Annotated in this window: 17 protein-coding genes; 10 read left to right on the top strand and 7 right to left on the bottom strand. The window is 67.5% G+C overall.

The window, feature by feature from the left end:
* Positions 1 to 46: 46 nt before the first annotated feature.
* From CNR27_RS08425 to CNR27_RS08435, 3 genes are read right to left on the bottom strand one after another with little or no spacing between them, the layout of a single operon-like run.
* The gene (locus CNR27_RS08425; RefSeq protein ID WP_096297905.1) at positions 47 to 1,201 is read right to left on the bottom strand and encodes a phospholipase A; all 1,155 of its coding nucleotides are present in this window, start codon (positions 1,199 to 1,201) and stop codon (positions 47 to 49) included.
* Positions 1,202 to 1,203: 2 nt separating this feature from the next.
* Complete coding sequence (locus CNR27_RS08430) at positions 1,204 to 2,358, bottom strand: mechanosensitive ion channel family protein (RefSeq protein ID WP_157745332.1); 1,155 nt, start codon at positions 2,356 to 2,358, stop codon at positions 1,204 to 1,206.
* Positions 2,359 to 2,413: 55 nt separating this feature from the next.
* Positions 2,414 to 2,914 (bottom strand): DUF456 domain-containing protein, encoded by a 501-nt coding sequence (locus CNR27_RS08435; RefSeq protein ID WP_096297909.1) that lies wholly within the window; start codon positions 2,912 to 2,914, stop codon positions 2,414 to 2,416.
* A 273-nt stretch (positions 2,915 to 3,187) separates the two neighbouring features.
* On the opposite strand from CNR27_RS08435, the gene CNR27_RS08440 reads away from it, so the two are divergent.
* Entirely contained in the window at positions 3,188 to 3,397 is a 210-nt protein-coding gene (locus CNR27_RS08440; RefSeq protein WP_096297911.1) for a cold-shock protein, read from the top strand.
* A 68-nt stretch (positions 3,398 to 3,465) separates the two neighbouring features.
* On the opposite strand, the gene CNR27_RS08445 is transcribed toward CNR27_RS08440, so the two are convergent.
* A complete protein-coding gene (locus CNR27_RS08445; protein WP_096297913.1) occupies positions 3,466 to 3,948 on the bottom strand; it encodes a peptidoglycan-associated outer membrane lipoprotein precursor in 483 nt (160 codons plus the stop codon).
* Between the two features lie 322 nt (positions 3,949 to 4,270).
* Here CNR27_RS08445 and CNR27_RS08450 point away from each other — a divergent pair, with 322 nt between their 5' ends.
* Positions 4,271 to 5,074, top strand: a complete 804-nt coding sequence (locus CNR27_RS08450; protein ID WP_096297915.1) for a tRNA threonylcarbamoyladenosine dehydratase — start codon at positions 4,271 to 4,273, stop codon at positions 5,072 to 5,074.
* A gap of 3 nt (positions 5,075 to 5,077) precedes the next feature.
* Here the strand turns inward: CNR27_RS08450 and CNR27_RS08455 are convergent, their stop codons facing one another.
* Together CNR27_RS08455 and CNR27_RS08460 are read right to left on the bottom strand one after the other, a co-directional pair.
* Positions 5,078 to 5,839: a TatD family hydrolase gene (locus tag CNR27_RS08455; protein WP_096297917.1), complete on the bottom strand. Its 762-nt coding sequence runs from the start codon at positions 5,837 to 5,839 to the stop codon at positions 5,078 to 5,080.
* A gap of 8 nt (positions 5,840 to 5,847) precedes the next feature.
* Entirely contained in the window at positions 5,848 to 6,093 is a 246-nt protein-coding gene (locus CNR27_RS08460; RefSeq protein ID WP_123832359.1) for a DUF6116 family protein, read from the bottom strand.
* Positions 6,094 to 6,260: 167 nt separating this feature from the next.
* Here CNR27_RS08460 and CNR27_RS08465 point away from each other — a divergent pair, with 167 nt between their 5' ends.
* The 5 genes from CNR27_RS08465 (at position 6,261) to CNR27_RS08485 (ending at position 11,937) form a co-directional block, all read left to right on the top strand.
* Entirely contained in the window at positions 6,261 to 7,055 is a 795-nt protein-coding gene (locus tag CNR27_RS08465; protein WP_096297921.1) for a glycine zipper 2TM domain-containing protein, read from the top strand.
* A 147-nt stretch (positions 7,056 to 7,202) separates the two neighbouring features.
* Positions 7,203 to 8,366, top strand: a complete 1,164-nt coding sequence (locus CNR27_RS08470) for an acyl-CoA dehydrogenase family protein (RefSeq protein ID WP_096297923.1) — start codon at positions 7,203 to 7,205, stop codon at positions 8,364 to 8,366.
* A gap of 55 nt (positions 8,367 to 8,421) precedes the next feature.
* Positions 8,422 to 8,976, top strand: coding sequence for a GNAT family N-acetyltransferase (locus tag CNR27_RS08475; protein ID WP_096297925.1), 555 nt, complete (start codon positions 8,422 to 8,424; stop codon positions 8,974 to 8,976).
* A complete protein-coding gene (locus tag CNR27_RS08480; RefSeq protein WP_096297927.1) occupies positions 8,973 to 9,614 on the top strand; it encodes a glutathione S-transferase family protein in 642 nt (213 codons plus the stop codon). The genes CNR27_RS08475 and CNR27_RS08480 overlap by 4 nt, the downstream gene beginning before the upstream one ends.
* Before the next feature lie 52 nt (positions 9,615 to 9,666).
* The gene (locus CNR27_RS08485) at positions 9,667 to 11,937 is read left to right on the top strand and encodes a thiamine pyrophosphate-dependent enzyme (protein WP_096297929.1); all 2,271 of its coding nucleotides are present in this window, start codon (positions 9,667 to 9,669) and stop codon (positions 11,935 to 11,937) included.
* 312 nt (positions 11,938 to 12,249) lie between these two features.
* Here the strand turns inward: CNR27_RS08485 and ygfZ are convergent, their stop codons facing one another.
* The gene (ygfZ, locus tag CNR27_RS08490) at positions 12,250 to 13,107 is read right to left on the bottom strand and encodes a CAF17-like 4Fe-4S cluster assembly/insertion protein YgfZ (protein ID WP_096297931.1); all 858 of its coding nucleotides are present in this window, start codon (positions 13,105 to 13,107) and stop codon (positions 12,250 to 12,252) included.
* On the opposite strand from ygfZ, the gene CNR27_RS15710 reads away from it, so the two are divergent.
* The 3 genes from CNR27_RS15710 to sdhD all read left to right on the top strand — a co-directional run bounded on the left by CNR27_RS15710 (position 13,073) and on the right by sdhD (position 14,192).
* Positions 13,073 to 13,300 (top strand): DUF1674 domain-containing protein, encoded by a 228-nt coding sequence (locus CNR27_RS15710; RefSeq protein ID WP_233580232.1) that lies wholly within the window; start codon positions 13,073 to 13,075, stop codon positions 13,298 to 13,300. The two genes, ygfZ and CNR27_RS15710, sit on opposite strands and share 35 nt — an antisense overlap.
* Before the next feature lie 80 nt (positions 13,301 to 13,380).
* Entirely contained in the window at positions 13,381 to 13,776 is a 396-nt protein-coding gene (gene sdhC / locus CNR27_RS08500) for a succinate dehydrogenase, cytochrome b556 subunit (protein ID WP_096297933.1), read from the top strand.
* Entirely contained in the window at positions 13,773 to 14,192 is a 420-nt protein-coding gene (gene sdhD, locus CNR27_RS08505) for a succinate dehydrogenase, hydrophobic membrane anchor protein (protein WP_096297935.1), read from the top strand. The genes sdhC and sdhD overlap by 4 nt, the downstream gene beginning before the upstream one ends.
* Positions 14,193 to 14,195 lie beyond the last annotated feature (3 nt).

Raw genomic sequence — 14,195 nt, forward strand, 5'->3', positions numbered from 1 at the left:
CCCGAGGGCGCCGTTGTCGTATCCAGCGGTTGCAGCAACGCAGGCGTCAGAACCACTCCAGCAGGGAGATGCCAAGGCCGACGTAGGTCGCCTTGTGGTTGTAGTCGATCAGGCTCTCGCCGTAGCCGCTGAACACCTGCAGGTGCCCGCGGAAGTTGCGGTGGATCGGAAAGCCCCAGTCGAACTGCGCCGCGCCGCGGGAGCGGTCGCCGCCGCGCAGCGTGTGGCGGCCCATCAGCGAGAATTCGTGGCCGTTGCGGACATGGGTCAGCGTCATGTCGCCGCGGCCCATGTAATCCGAGATGTCCGGATTGTCGTCTTCGTTGCCGTCGGAAATGCGCACCCACGGACGGACCATCAGCGCCCAGTTCTCGCGGTCGAAGCCCACGTTGAACATCACCCGGTTCCAGCTGCGCGAGAGAGGATCCCCACGACCATTGGACTGGTGGTTGATGCCCACGCCGACCATCCGGCCGCGCCAGCCGCCGGGCAGGCCGTATCCGGTCCGGAACACCGCCAGCACTTCCGGTTCGTAGTTGGTCTCGCGGAACGGGCGCGATTCATCGCCGTTGTAGGTCTGCCAGCGCGAGCTCTGGGTGTAGCCCATCCAGATGTCGCCGTTGCTGCCGAACAGGTTCTCCACCGCCTTGGTCTTGAAGCTCAGCTGGAACTTGGTCTCCACGCTGTCGAGCACCTGGGGCGTGGTGACCGTGTTGTCGGGGTTGGGCGAGGACGGCATGTTGTTGACGTTCGACGACCAGAACACCGGCAACAGATAGACGGGCTTGTAGGCGCGCAGGTTGAAGATGCCGAGCTTGGAGTCCTTGGCGAGTTCCCAGCGGCTGTCGAGCAGCGACCCCTGGCCGGCATTGGCGATCGCATCGGTCAGCGTGGCAACGCCGTCGTGTGCATAGAGGTTGTGGTTACCCGGGGCTTCGGCGAGTGCATCGGCGCGGACGGCCGGATTGCTGCGCAGTTCGCGTGCGACGGCCGCGGCGGTATCGGCCTGGTCGGCCGTGCGCGCCTGGCGACCGGTCATCGAATCGAAACAGGCCAGGCGCTGCGCGTCCTGCTCGATCGCCACGCAGGCATCGAGCGTGGCGGGTGAGCTCGGCGCGCTGCTGGGGACGGCGGGCTCCTGTGCATGCGCGAACGGCATCGCTGCGAGAAGGGCGGCAGGAAGCAGGGGGGTGGATCGCATAATCAATGAAGTCCCTTGAGCGTGAGAAGGTTGCGGTCGTCGGTACTCTGCACTTCGGCGAGCTGGCGATCGATGTCCCGGTTGACCGACACGTCGACACCAGCGCTGGTCGCTGGCTCGTCGATGGTGGATGCCGGCGCGGCGGGCGTGTCCTCCCTCGCCAGCACGACGTGGGTCGTGGTTCTGGGTCCTTGTATCCCCTTCCGCCAGAAAGCACCCTTCACACGGCGGATCGCTTCGCCGCGCGTCTTGCCGACATCGCTCTGCTGCTGGTCGACCCAGGCGAAGAACCGCAGGACGATTCCGTTCGCACCGAACTCGACCACGGTGGACGAAGGCGCGGGCTCGGCGAGCACGCCGTCGATGCTGGAAATTTCCGCCATCGCCAGCTGGTGCGCCTGACGGATCGACTGGCTCGCATCGAGGTTGAAGGTGAAATCGAAGCGTCGCTTGGGGTTGCTGGAATAGTTGAGGATGACCGCCTTGAACACCAGGGCGTTGGGCAGGCGCAATTCGTTGCCTTCCAGCGTGATCAGGGTCATCGCCCGTGCGCTCAGCAGGGCGACCTTGCCCTCGTAGGTATCGATCCTGACCATGTCCCCAGGCTGGAACGGCCGGCGCAGGCTCAGCAATATGCCCGCGATGTAGTTCTCGGCAATGTCCTTGAACGCGAAGCCGAGCGCGAGACCGAGCACGCCCGCCGATCCCAGCATCGCGCCGACGAGGGCGGTGGCGTTGAGAAGGTCCAGTGCGACGAGAATGCCGGCGATGAGGATCACCGCCCGCACCGCCCGGCGGATCAGGCCATCGAGGTAGGGATTGCGCGTGCCCAGCCGCAGCCAGTGCAGGTGACGCGAAAGCACGCCGCCCAGCCAGACCGCCAGGAACACGATGATCCCGGCCGCCACCAGCAGCGGCAGGCTGGCGGCCAGGCGCAGCAGGCGACCCTCGGCTTCGTCGAACACTTTTTCCAGTCGTCCGCGAACGCCCGCCTCGTCGACCTCATCGACGAGGAGCACGGGCGCCGCGGCCACGGGGATCGCGGCGGGCGCGCCGGTTGCCGCAGGCGTCGCATGCGCATTGCCCGCGACGCAAAGCCATGCGCCCAGCAACAGCTTCAGCAGTGGAATCAGCAGCGCCGCGTAGACGCGGGGCACGGCACAGGACATAGGCGGGAAACCGCGTTGGGGCGAGCGGCGCACTTTAGTGCACTCACCACCACCAGGCGAATGCGAATACCCCCAGCATCAGTACCGCCAGTGCGAGTTTCAGCGCGACGCCCAGGGCGAGGCCGACCCAGGTGCCGATTCCGACCTGCGTCGCCCGCCCCAGGCCAGCGGGCCGCAGGTCGCGGCGGCTGACGAGCTCGCCGATCACCGCGCCAACGAAGGGCCCGGCGAACAGGCCCGGCAGTCCGAAGAACACCCCGACGAAGGTGCCCAGGATGGTCCCGAGCAACGCGAGTCGGCTCGCGCCCACACGCTTGGCCCCGACCGCGGTGGCCCAGAAATCCACGATGAAGGAGACCGCGGTCAGTACGCCGAGGGTGATCAGCGACCACATGCCCACGCGTTCGAAGCCGTCGGCCCAGGCGGCGAGCACCATGCCGGCGAACAGGAGCGGCAGTCCGGGCAGTGCGGGCAATACCACCCCTGCAAGGCCCAGTGCCGCGAGCAGGGCGGCCAGCACATAAAACAGGGCATTCAGATCCATGTCCGGGACCCCTTGGGCAGGGGCGAGAACGGGCCTGTATGGGGCGGGGAATTAGGGGTAAACCCGGATTGCATTTTCATAATCAGCGGGGTACTTTGCGGTCGCTGTGTTTGTCAAGGTCACCGTGACTCGTGACCCTGCGTGAAGTAGGTTCGTGTTGGCTCGTCCCGCCCGGTCCGCTGCATCGTCGCACCCGTGTTCTCCTTGCAACCAGCCGCCTCGACAGGCGTTCCATCGATCAGCAATCGAACCGTTCCAGGGAGAGAAAGCAACATGGCAGGTCGCGAAAACGGTACCGTCAAGTGGTTCAACGATGCGAAGGGTTTCGGCTTCATCAGTCGCGAAAGCGGTGAAGACGTCTTCGTGCATTTCCGCGCTATCCAGGGCACGGGCTTCAAGTCCCTGCAGGAAGGCCAGAAGGTCTCGTTCGAGGTGGTGCAGGGCCAGAAGGGGCTGCAGGCGGACGCTGTCACACCGCTCTGATCTTTCCTGGATCCGCAGCATGAAAAAACCCGGCTCGCGCCGGGTTTTTTCATGGGCGTTCGCCCGAATCAGTAGGCGAAGGCCTGGCCGTTCTGCACCCGGACGTTGGAGCCTTCGCGCAGGCCGCTGACGTCGCTCTGGGTGAGCACGGCGGTGCGGCCATCCTGCATCCGTACATGCACGTTGTAGACGTTGCCGCCCTCCGTGCGGTTCTGGATCGCATTGCCGGCGACCGCGCCGCCAATCGCACCTGCGCCGATCGCAACGTTGCGGCGGCCCTCGCTGTCGGTGTTGCGACGTGCGAGTTCCTTGGCAGCGACCGCGCCCACGACGCCGCCGATCAACGGGCCGGCGATATTGGGATTGCTGTTTCCGCGTACCGTTTCGATCCGGGTCACGGTGCCACAGTCGTAGCAGTTGGCAGGGCGCCCATAGCCGCTGTTGCCATACCCGCTGTTGCCATAACCGGATGAATATCCGGGGGAGGTGGCGCAGCCGGCGAGCGCGACGGATGCGGCGAGTACGGTGGTGGCAATCAGACCAGTTTTCATGGGGCTCTTCTCCGTGGCTGCAGGCGTTTGCGAGGTGGGCGGGCAACAGCCCGACGCTGCCCACGCTAGGCAGGCGCATGTGAATGCAGGGGCAACCCCTTTACTGGAAAGGATTACAGTGCCGGCGAGGGCAAGCGGCCGTTCAGTCGATTCGTCGATCTGCTCCAGCGACCGGTCGAGTCACGAGCCTATGAGATCGCCGGGTCGGCAGGAGAAAGGTCGATTCAGGGGCGGAGCTGAGGGCATGTCCCAGGCTTCCGGGCAGCCGCGCTGCGGACGTTGACGCGCGGTCCCCCGGTCCATCGCCCGTTAGAATGCGCACATGGACGACAACGCGCGCGCGCGCTTTTCCGGTATCGAACGGCTCTACGGTCAGGGCAGCGTCACGCGCCTGCTGCAGTGCCACGTCGCCGTCGTGGGGCTCGGCGGCGTCGGCTCGTGGGTCGCCGAGGCGCTGGCACGCAGTGGCGTGGGCGCACTGACGCTGATCGATGCGGACGACATCTGCGTCTCCAACACCAATCGGCAACTGCCGGCGCTGGAAGGCAATTACGGCCGCAACAAGGCCGAGGTCATGGCCGAGCGCGTGCGCGCGATCAACCCGGACATCGAGCTGCATGCGGTCCCGGCTTTCGTGACGCCAGGCAACCTCGCGGAGATGCTGGGCGGGGGCTTCGATCTGGTGATCGATGCCTGTGACAGTTTCCGCAGCAAGGTCGAGCTGATCGCCTGGTGTCGCCGCCGCAAGCTGCCGGTGATCACCGTCGGCGCCGCGGGCGGGCGCACCGACCCGACCCTGGTGCGGGTGCGTGACCTGTCGCGCACCGAGCACGACGCGATGCTCGCGCTGATCCGCAAGAAGCTTCGCGCGGAATTCAATTTTCCGAAGACGCCCAAACGCTACTTCGGAGTCAGCGCGATCTATTCGCTGGAGAACGTGCGGTATCCGCAGGCGGACGGGAGCGTGTGCGGAATCAGGCCCCAGCTTGGACCCGACGCGGCCTTGAATCTGGACTGTGGCGGTGGGCTCGGCGCGGCGACCCACATTACGGGCGCCTTCGCGTTCGCGGCCGTGGGCCGCGCGCTCGAGTTGCTGCTCAAACCGGCGGCGGCCGCCGTCGCCTGACGGTCAGGCGATCGAGAACAGCGCCTTGGCGTTCCGCGTCGTCTGCGCGGCGACCTCGTCAGGGCTCATGCCACGCAGTTGCGCCACCACATCACGCACTCGTATGAGCCGCGCAGGCTCGTTGCGCTGGCCCCGGTGGTCACTGTCGGGCTGGTCTGGCGCATCGGTTTCGAGCAGCAACTGCTCGATCGGGATCACCGCCGCGACGCGGTGCAGGCGCCGGGCGCGATCGTAGGTCAGTGGGCCGCCGAGACCGATCATGAATCCGATTTTCCACAGCTGTTGCGCCTGCTCGGGGCTGCCGCCAAAGCTGTGAACGACGCCGTGCAGCCCGTCGAAGCGCCGCAGCAGCGCGATCGTCTCCTCCACGGCGTGGCGCGCATGCACGATCACCGGCAGGTCGTGTGCATGCGCCAGCTGCAGCTGCCCCTCGAAGTAACGCCGCTGCGTGTCCCGGTCCAGACCCTCGACGAAATGGTCAAGTCCGCATTCGCCGACAGCCACCGGGCGCTCGTGCTCGATCCACGTACCGAGTGCTTCCAGGTGTTCTGGCCGGTGATGCTCGAGAAACGTCGGATGCAGGCCATAGGCCGCATGCAGGCCGGGAGCGCTCGCGCAGACATCGCGCAGCTCTGGCCACGCCGCCGCGTGGGTCGCCGGCACCACCTGATGCATTACGCCTGCCGTTCGCGCGCGCGCGATCACGTCCTGCCGGTCCGGGTCGAACTCGCCCGCGTCGAGGTGGCAGTGGCTGTCGATCAGCATCCCGACATTCAGGACCTGCGCGCCTCGCCATCGATCGGCGGTCGCGGTGATGGCGCGTTGCGGTCGGGCTTCGGAGCACGCTTGCGTTTGGCCAGCACCATCGTCACCACCCCGAGGAGCACCTCGTCGATCAGCGGCAGCGGATCGGGGATGAGCAGATTGATGAAGAACAGCACGCCGGCCACGATGAAGAGGCGGGGGTAGCTCAGCCGCGACAGCCAGGCGACGAGCGGGACAGACAATGGATTCGGCATGGAAGCCTCCGGGCGAACGCGTGCTGGGGCGAAGTGCTGCACGACGCTAGCACGACACCTCTTAGCGGATCGTCAGGTCCGGGTAACGCGTTCGGGGCCCTGTTCAGCGTTCGGGTGGTGCAATCGGCTCCACGAACAAAGGCCCGCGTGGTCTAAGGAGAGAGCCGATGAAAGGCAATACGATCGCAATCGCACTGGCGTCACTGCTCGTTGGCGGCGTCGCCGTTGGCGCGTACCACAACAGCCGCGAGGTGGTGGCTCCTATCGCGGGGACCGCAGATGACGATGCGCGTGGCACCGATGCCGCGGCGCAGGCGCGCGACACGCTGGACTTCGCCGATGTGGTGGACGTCCGCCCGATCACCGAAACCGGGCAGCTCTACGCAACGGTCCTGGGCAGCGAGCCGATCCGCGAGACGGTGACCAGCAGCGCGCCGCGCGAGGTCTGCGAGGACGTGGTGGTGCAGGAACGCCTCCCCGAGCGCGATGGCAATGTCGGCGGCACGGTGGCCGGTGCACTGATCGGTGGTCTGGTCGGCAACCAGGTCGGCGGCGGCAACGGCCGCAAGCTCGCCACGGCGGCCGGTGCGACCGCCGGTGGCTTCATCGGCAATCGCGTCGATCGCAACCACGTCGGCGGCCGGGTGGTCGAGCGCGTCGATCGCCAGTGCCGCACGGTCCAGGATTCCTCGCAGTCCTCGCGTGTGGTCGCCTACAACGTGAGCTATCGCAATCCCGACGGCACCACCGGTTCCATGCGTACCGACGCCAAGCCGGGCAACCGCATCCTGCTCGGCGACGAACAGCGCACGGTCGGTTACGACGTCACCTACGTCTATGACGGCACCGAGCGCACCGTGCGGATGGACGAACGTCCGGAGGATCGCCTGCCGGTCATCAATGGCCGCGTCATGACGGCCACGCTCGACAGCGAGACCGAGACCGAGACCGTTCGCCAGTAGGCCGCGTGGTTCTGCGAGTCGGGCGACATGCATCCAGAAGGGCCGGCGAACGCCGGCCCTTCTCTTTGTCCGGCCTCTCGGCGGACGCCGGGCACGCGATCGGGAGCGCCGATACAATCGGTCGCTACCCTCTGTAGACGATCCGCCATGGCCCTGAATCCCTACGATCTGTTCGACGTGCGCGCGCTGCTCTCGGATGAGGAGCGCGCCGTGCGGGACACGGTCGCCCGCTTCACCGACGAACGGGTGCTGCCGATCATCGGCGACTGCTTCGACCAGGCACGTTTCCCGGTCGAACTGATCCCCGAGATGGCCGGCCTCGGTCTGCTGGGGGCGACGCTGCCGGAGGCCTACGGCTGCGCGGGTCTGAACGCCGTGAGCTACGGGCTGATCTGCCAGGAACTCGAGCGTGGCGATTCCGGGCTGCGCAGCTTCGCCAGCGTGCAGTCCTCGCTGTGCATGTATCCGATCTTCGCCTACGGCAGCGAGGAACAGCGCCGCAGGTGGCTGCCGCAGATGGCTGCGGGCGAGGTCATCGGCTGCTTCGGGCTGACCGAGGCGCACGGCGGCTCCGACCCTGGGAACATGAAGACCCATGCGAAACGCGACGGCGACGACTGGGTGCTCAACGGCTCCAAGATGTGGATCACAAACGGCAATCTGGCCCACGTCGCGATCGTCTGGGCGCAGACCGAGGATGGCATCCAGGGATTTCTGATCGAAAAGGACTTCGCCGGTTTCACCGCGCAGGAGATCAAGCAGAAGATGAGCCTGCGTGCATCGGTGACCAGCGCGCTGTTCTTCGACGGCGTGCGCGTGCCCGAGGCCAACCGCCTGCCCAACGTCAAGGGTCTGAAGGGACCGCTGGGCTGCCTCACCCAGGCCCGCTACGGCATCACCTGGGGGCCGATCGGCGCGGCCATCGCCTGTCTGGACGAGGCGCTGAACTACTCCAAGGAGCGCATCCTGTTCGGCCGCCCGGTCGCGGCCACTCAGAGCGCGCAGATCAAGATGGCCGACTGGGCCCGCCGCATCACCGGCGCGCAGCTGCTGTCGCTGCAGCTCGGCCGTCTGAAGGACGCCGGCAACATGCAGCCCACCCAGGTCTCGCTGGCCAAGTGGAACAACTGCCGCATGGCCATCGACATCGCGCGCGAGGCGCGCGACCTGCTCGGCGGCGCCGGCATCACCACCGAGCACTCGCCGATCCGCCACGCGCTCAACCTCGAGTCGGTGATCACCTACGAGGGCACCGAGACCGTGCACCAGCTGGTGGTCGGGCGGGAGCTGACCGGCATCAACGCGTTCTGACCATCTTGGCCGCTCGCACCGGCGCGCGCGGCCTGCAGGGGAGGGGGATGTCGCCATGGCCGATCCCGGTCCGAGGATCGAAACCGAACGCCTCGTGCTGCGGCTGCCGCGCATCGAGGATTTCGAGCGTTATGCAGAGCTGTTCGCCGATGCCGAGGCCAGCCGCCACATCGGCGGCCAGCTGACGCGCGGCGCGGCCTGGCGGCGCTTCCTGCAGATGCCGGGCGCCTGGGCGCTGCAGGGCTTCGCGATGTTCTCGGTGGTGGAGAAGTCGAGCGGGCAGTGGCTCGGGCAGATCGGGCCATGGCGGCCGGAGGGCTGGCCGGGCAACGAGATCGGCTACGCTTTCCATCCCGCTGCCTGGGGGCAGGGCTACGCGCACGAATCCGCGCTCGCCGCGATCGACTGGGCCTTCGACACGCTGGAGTGGGACGAGATCATCCACTGCATCTCGCCGGCCAACCTGGCGTCGAAGAAGGTGGCGCAGCGGCTGGGCTCGCGCTTGCTCCGCCAGGGGTGCCTGCTGCCGCCGCCGGTCGACGGGGTGGAGGTCGAGCTGTGGGGGCAATCGCGCCAGCAGTGGCGCCGCAACCGGGGAGGGCGCGCATGAACACAATCCACGGCTATTCGCCGTCGGGCAACTGCCACAAGCTGCGCCTGCTGCTGGAGCAGTTGCCCCTGCCGTATCGCTGGATCGAGACCGACAGCAGCCGCGGCGCGACCCGCACACTCGAATATCTCGCGCTCAATCCGAACGGCAAGGTGCCACTGCTGGTGCGCGATGACGGCTCGGTGCTGGTGGAGTCGAACGCGATTCTGCACTACCTCGCCGAAGGCAGCGCATTCCTGCCCGACGATCCCTGGGCACGCGCGCAGGCGCTGTCGTGGATGTTCTTCGAGCAGTACAGCCACGAGCCGTACATCGCGGTGGCGCGCTTCATCTGCGGGTGGACGCCGCTGGATTCGCCGCGTCGCGCCGAGCTGCCGCGGCTGCGCGAGCGTGGCCACCAGGCGCTGGCGGTGATGGAGCGGCACCTGTCGCGGCATCCCTGGTTCACCGGTGCCGACTACGGCATCGCCGACATCGCGCTGTTCGCCTATACCGGCGTGGCGGAGGACGGCGGCTTCGACCTGGCTGCGTATCGGGCGCTGCGCGACTGGCTGATCCGTGTGCGCACCACGCCCGGCTTCGTGCCGATGCCGCCTCCCGCGCCGGAGCATGCGGCGCTGATCGCCGCGTCGCACTGAGTCGGCTTCCCTTACCGCGGGCCGAGGCGGTCCGCCCCTGCGAAGGCACTGCATGTTCACGACCGTTCCCAGCCCCATTCCGGCCCGCATGAAGGGCCTCAACCGCGCCGAGATCTGCGACATCAACTTCCAGGAGTTCGTGCGGGCCTGGGGCGGGCGCCCCGAAGCGAAGCCGGCCGAGGGCGAGGCGATCGTCGCGGGCAGCGCGCTGGACGCGCGCGGTTTCCGCGAACTGTTCGAATCGCAGCTGATCAGTCGCCACCTCGACCTGATGGCGCGCGTACTGCGTGTGCAGAACAAGGTCTTCTACACCATCGGCTCCAGCGGCCACGAGGGCAATGCGATGGTGGCGCGGCTGACGCGCCATACCGACCCGGCCTTCCTGCACTATCGCAGCGGCGGCTTCATGGCCGAGCGCTTCCGCAAGCTGCCGGGCATGGATCCGGTAATGGATTCGGCGCTGTCGTTCGCCGCCAGCAAGGACGATCCGGCCAGCGGCGGGCGGCACAAGGTGTGGGGCAGCAAGCCGCTGTGGGTGCTGCCGCAGACCTCGACCATCGCCTCGCACCTGCCCAAGGCGCTTGGCACGGCGATCGCGATCGAGCATGCGCGGCGCATCGGCCATGCACTGCCGGTGCCGGAGGACAGCATCGTCGTGTGTTCGTTCGGCGATGCATCGAGCAACCACGCGACTGCGCAGACCGCGTTCAACGCTGCCGCCTGGACCGCCTACCAGAAGCTGCCAGCGCCGGTGCTGTTCGTCTGCGAGGACAACGGCATCGGCATCTCGGTGAAGACGCCCGATGGCTGGATCGCGCGGAACTTCGCGCATCGCCCCGACCTCGACTATTTCGCCGCCGACGGACTGGACCTGGCCACCGGCTATGCCGACGTGAAACGCGCCGTCGAGCACTGCCGGCGCACGCGCCGGCCGACCTTCCTCCACCTGCGCACCACGCGCATCATGGGCCACGCCGGCACCGACTTCGAGATCGAATGGCGTCCGCTCGAAGAGCTGTGCGCCGTCGAGGCCGCAGACCCCTTGTTGCGGTCGGCGGCGATCGCTCTGGAATCCGGGCTGTGGTCGAAGGACACCTTGCTGGAGGCGTACGAGGCGATGCGTGCACGCTGTATGGCTGCGGCGGAAGTCGCCGACCGGCGGCCGCGTCTTGCGTCCCTGGCAGACGTCATCGCGCCGCTGGCGCCGTATTCGCCTGCCGCCGTGGCAGCCGAGGCGACGCGGCCCGCATCACCGGATGCGCGGATCGCGGCATTCGGCGGCGAGCAGGCATTGCCGGAAGCGCAGCCGCGTCGCCACCTGGCGGTGCAGATCAACCAGGCGCTGCATGATCTCTTCGCGAAGTACCCGCAGGCCCTGCTGTTCGGGGAGGACGTCGCCCGCAAGGGTGGCGTCTACACGGTGACCAAGGGCCTGCAGAAAGCCTTCGGCGGTCGACGGGTGTTCAATACCCTGCTCGACGAGACCGTGATCCTCGGGCTTGCCCAGGGTTACGCCAACATGGGCATGCTCGCGTTCCCCGAGATCCAGTACCTCGCGTACTTCCACAATGCCTGTGACCAGATCCGCGGCGAGGCGGCCAGCCTGCAGTTCTTCAGCAACGGCCAATACCGCAATCCGATGGTCATGCGCATCGCCTCGCTGGGCTACCAGCGTGGCTTCGGCGGCCACTTCCACAACGACAATTCGATCACCGCGCTGCGCGACATTCCGGGGCTGGTGATCGGTTGCCCCTCGCGCGGCGACGATGCCGCGGCGATGCTGCGCACGCTCGCGGCGCTGGCCGTCGTCGACGGTCGCGTCTGCGCATACCTCGAGCCGATCGCGTTGTACATGACCAAGGATCTGCACGAGCCCGGCGACGGCGGCTGGCTCACCGCGTATCCGCCACCCGATGAGGCGATGGCGTTCGGCGAGCCACGCGTGTACGCGCCCCAGGCCTGCGATCTGGTCGTGCTGACCTTCGGCAACGGCGTGCCGATGAGCCTGCGCGCGGCGCGTGCGATCGAGGCCGCGCATGGCTGGAAGGTGCGCGTGGTCGATCTGCGCTGGCTGCTGCCGCTCAACGAGGCCGAGATCGCGCGTCACGTGCGCGAGTGCGCCCGGGTGATCGTCGTCGACGAAGGTCGGCGCAGCGCCGGGGTGGGGGAGGGAATCGTCACCGCGATCACCGAGGCCGGGCTCGGCGACCGGCCGCTGCGCCGCGTTGTCGGCGCCGATACGTTCACTCCGCTGGCCGGCGCCGCGCTGCTGGGGATCCCCTGCGAAGCCGACATCGTCGACGCGGCCGCGTCGTTGATCTGAGGATCGCGCGGACTTCCCGCAGTCCCGCGCCCGCATCAGCACTGGCGAACGCGGGGGCAGGATGTCGGCGGATGGCGGCGTGGATTGCTGCAAGGCGCCGGCTGGCGCAGGCAGCGAGCGGGGGCGTGGTCCCGGACGCGCCGAACGTCGCCGACGGCGAACCGGGTGCAAGACGTCCCCAGGCATTCCTTGCTCCGGTCTGCGGACCGTTCGCGCCAGCGCGGCAAAGGCGTCAACCGCGGGCACAGGTGTCCCATCGCGATCGAGCAGGGCAAGGGGGGGGGGGCGCCGCCTGACGACGGCAGCGCGGGCTCAGCGGCCGAGGCCGTCCAGCAGCGGAACCACGTGGACCTCGACCTCTCCGATCGCGAGCGGCGCGTCCGCACGTTCGAGGGGCAGCACCGCCAGCAGCGTGTCGGCCGCCGTGCTGACCACGCGACCCAGCCCCTGTCCGGCGCTGGTGACCTCGTCGCCTGGCGAGCCCCCCGTGCCCCGCAGCGCCACCAGTCCGCGCTTCACCTGTCCCAGGAAGTGCGTGCGTGCAACGATCTCCTGGCCGGGATAGCAGCCCTTGGCCACACTGAAGGCGTGCAGTCGCTCCAGCGACAGCTGTTGCGGTGTCCATTGTTCGCGCTGGCTCTCGTCCAGGCGTGGCAACCCATGGCCGATGTCGTATGCGCGCCAGCTCTCATGGATCTCCGGCTGCAGCGTCGCTCCCGCGGCATGGGGCTGCAGTGCCAGGGTCCTGGGATGCGTGGCCGTGCCCATGTCCAGCTCCAGGGTGTCGGCCGATTGCGCGCTCAGGGCCCCTTGGGCGGACGAGGGCGGCGCGAAGCGGCCCGCGACCTGCAGATCACTCCGGACTTCCATCGAAACCTTGCTGCGGAAGACGTAGCGTTGCAGCGATGCCGCCACTGCCGCTGTGTCGGCGTCCAGCACCAGCAGGTCGAGCCGCTCCGGGCCGCGCCGGATCACCGCAAACAGCGCGATCACGCGTCCTTTGGGGGTCAACCAGCCGCTCCACTGCCACTGTCCATCGACCAGTGCGGCCACGTCGCTCATGAATTGGGCTTGCGCGAATGCGATGCAGTCACGCCCCGAAAGCGTCAACACAGTAATGTCGGGGAGCACGCACATGGCGTCCGATCCGGATTGCGGCTTGTCTGACATGCGTATGGCAACTAAAATTGAACGGATGACCAACCCCGACATCATAGGCGAGGAGACGCAGACGCCGTCGACGGTGCCTGCGGAAATGCCCGTTCCGGCATTGCCGCCCGCGCAGGAAATCGGGGGCCGCGATGGCCTCGAGCCTACGCGGTATGGCGACTGGGAAAAGAACGGTCGTTGTATCGATTTCTGATCCGTCACGTCGTGACTGGCGAGCGGTCCTGCAACACCAGCCACGCGGCGAGACGCCGCCAGCGAGGAGAGTAGCCAGCGATGGCAAACCGCAACCGTCCCCTGTCACCGTTCATGCTCGGCACGCTTTATCGCCTGCAGATCACGTCGGTCATGTCCCTGATGCACCGTGTCACCGGAATCGTCGCCTCCGTCGGCGCCTTCGGTCTGGCCTGGTGGCTGTTGGCCGTCGCCCGTGGCGGCGAAGCCTATGCCTCCGCATCGGATCTTCTGGCCTCGCCGCTGGGCATGTTCGCCCTGGCAGCATTTTCGCTGGCGCTGGTCTATCACCTGCTCAACGGTATCCGTCACCTGCTGTGGGATATCGGCTGGGGCTTCGAACTTCCTGAGGTCTACCGCTCCGGCTATGCCGTGGTCGTGTTGACCTTCGTCTTGACGGCGGCGATCTGGTTCGTCGCGCTGCGGGGTGGTGCATGAGCGGAACCAAGACTCCGGACGACGTCGTGCGTCCGCGCGATTTCCGGACCCCCGTGGGCCGCGCCCGCGGCCTCGGCTCGGGCAAGACCGGTACCGGTCACTTCTGGTGGCTGCGGGTGACCTCGGTGGCGCTGATCCCGCTGTTCGCCTGGTTCATCGGCACCCTGGTGTCGCTGGTGGGCGCCGATCTCGCCACCGTGCAGGCCGTGCTCGCCCGGCCGTTCAACGCGATCACCTTCGCGCTGTTCGCCATCGCGACGTTCTGGCATTCCAAGCTCGGGCTGCAGGTGGTGATCGAGGATTACATCCACCAGCGCGGCCTGGAGATCACCCTCCAGCTCCTCGTCACTTTTGCCTGCGCCGCTGGCGCGCTCGCATCGCTGTACGCGATCGCACGCATCGCGCTGCTGGGCTGAGAA

It is taken from the genome of Luteimonas chenhongjianii (genome assembly GCF_002327105.1).
Taxonomy (GTDB): Bacteria; Pseudomonadota; Gammaproteobacteria; order Xanthomonadales; family Xanthomonadaceae; genus Luteimonas; species Luteimonas chenhongjianii.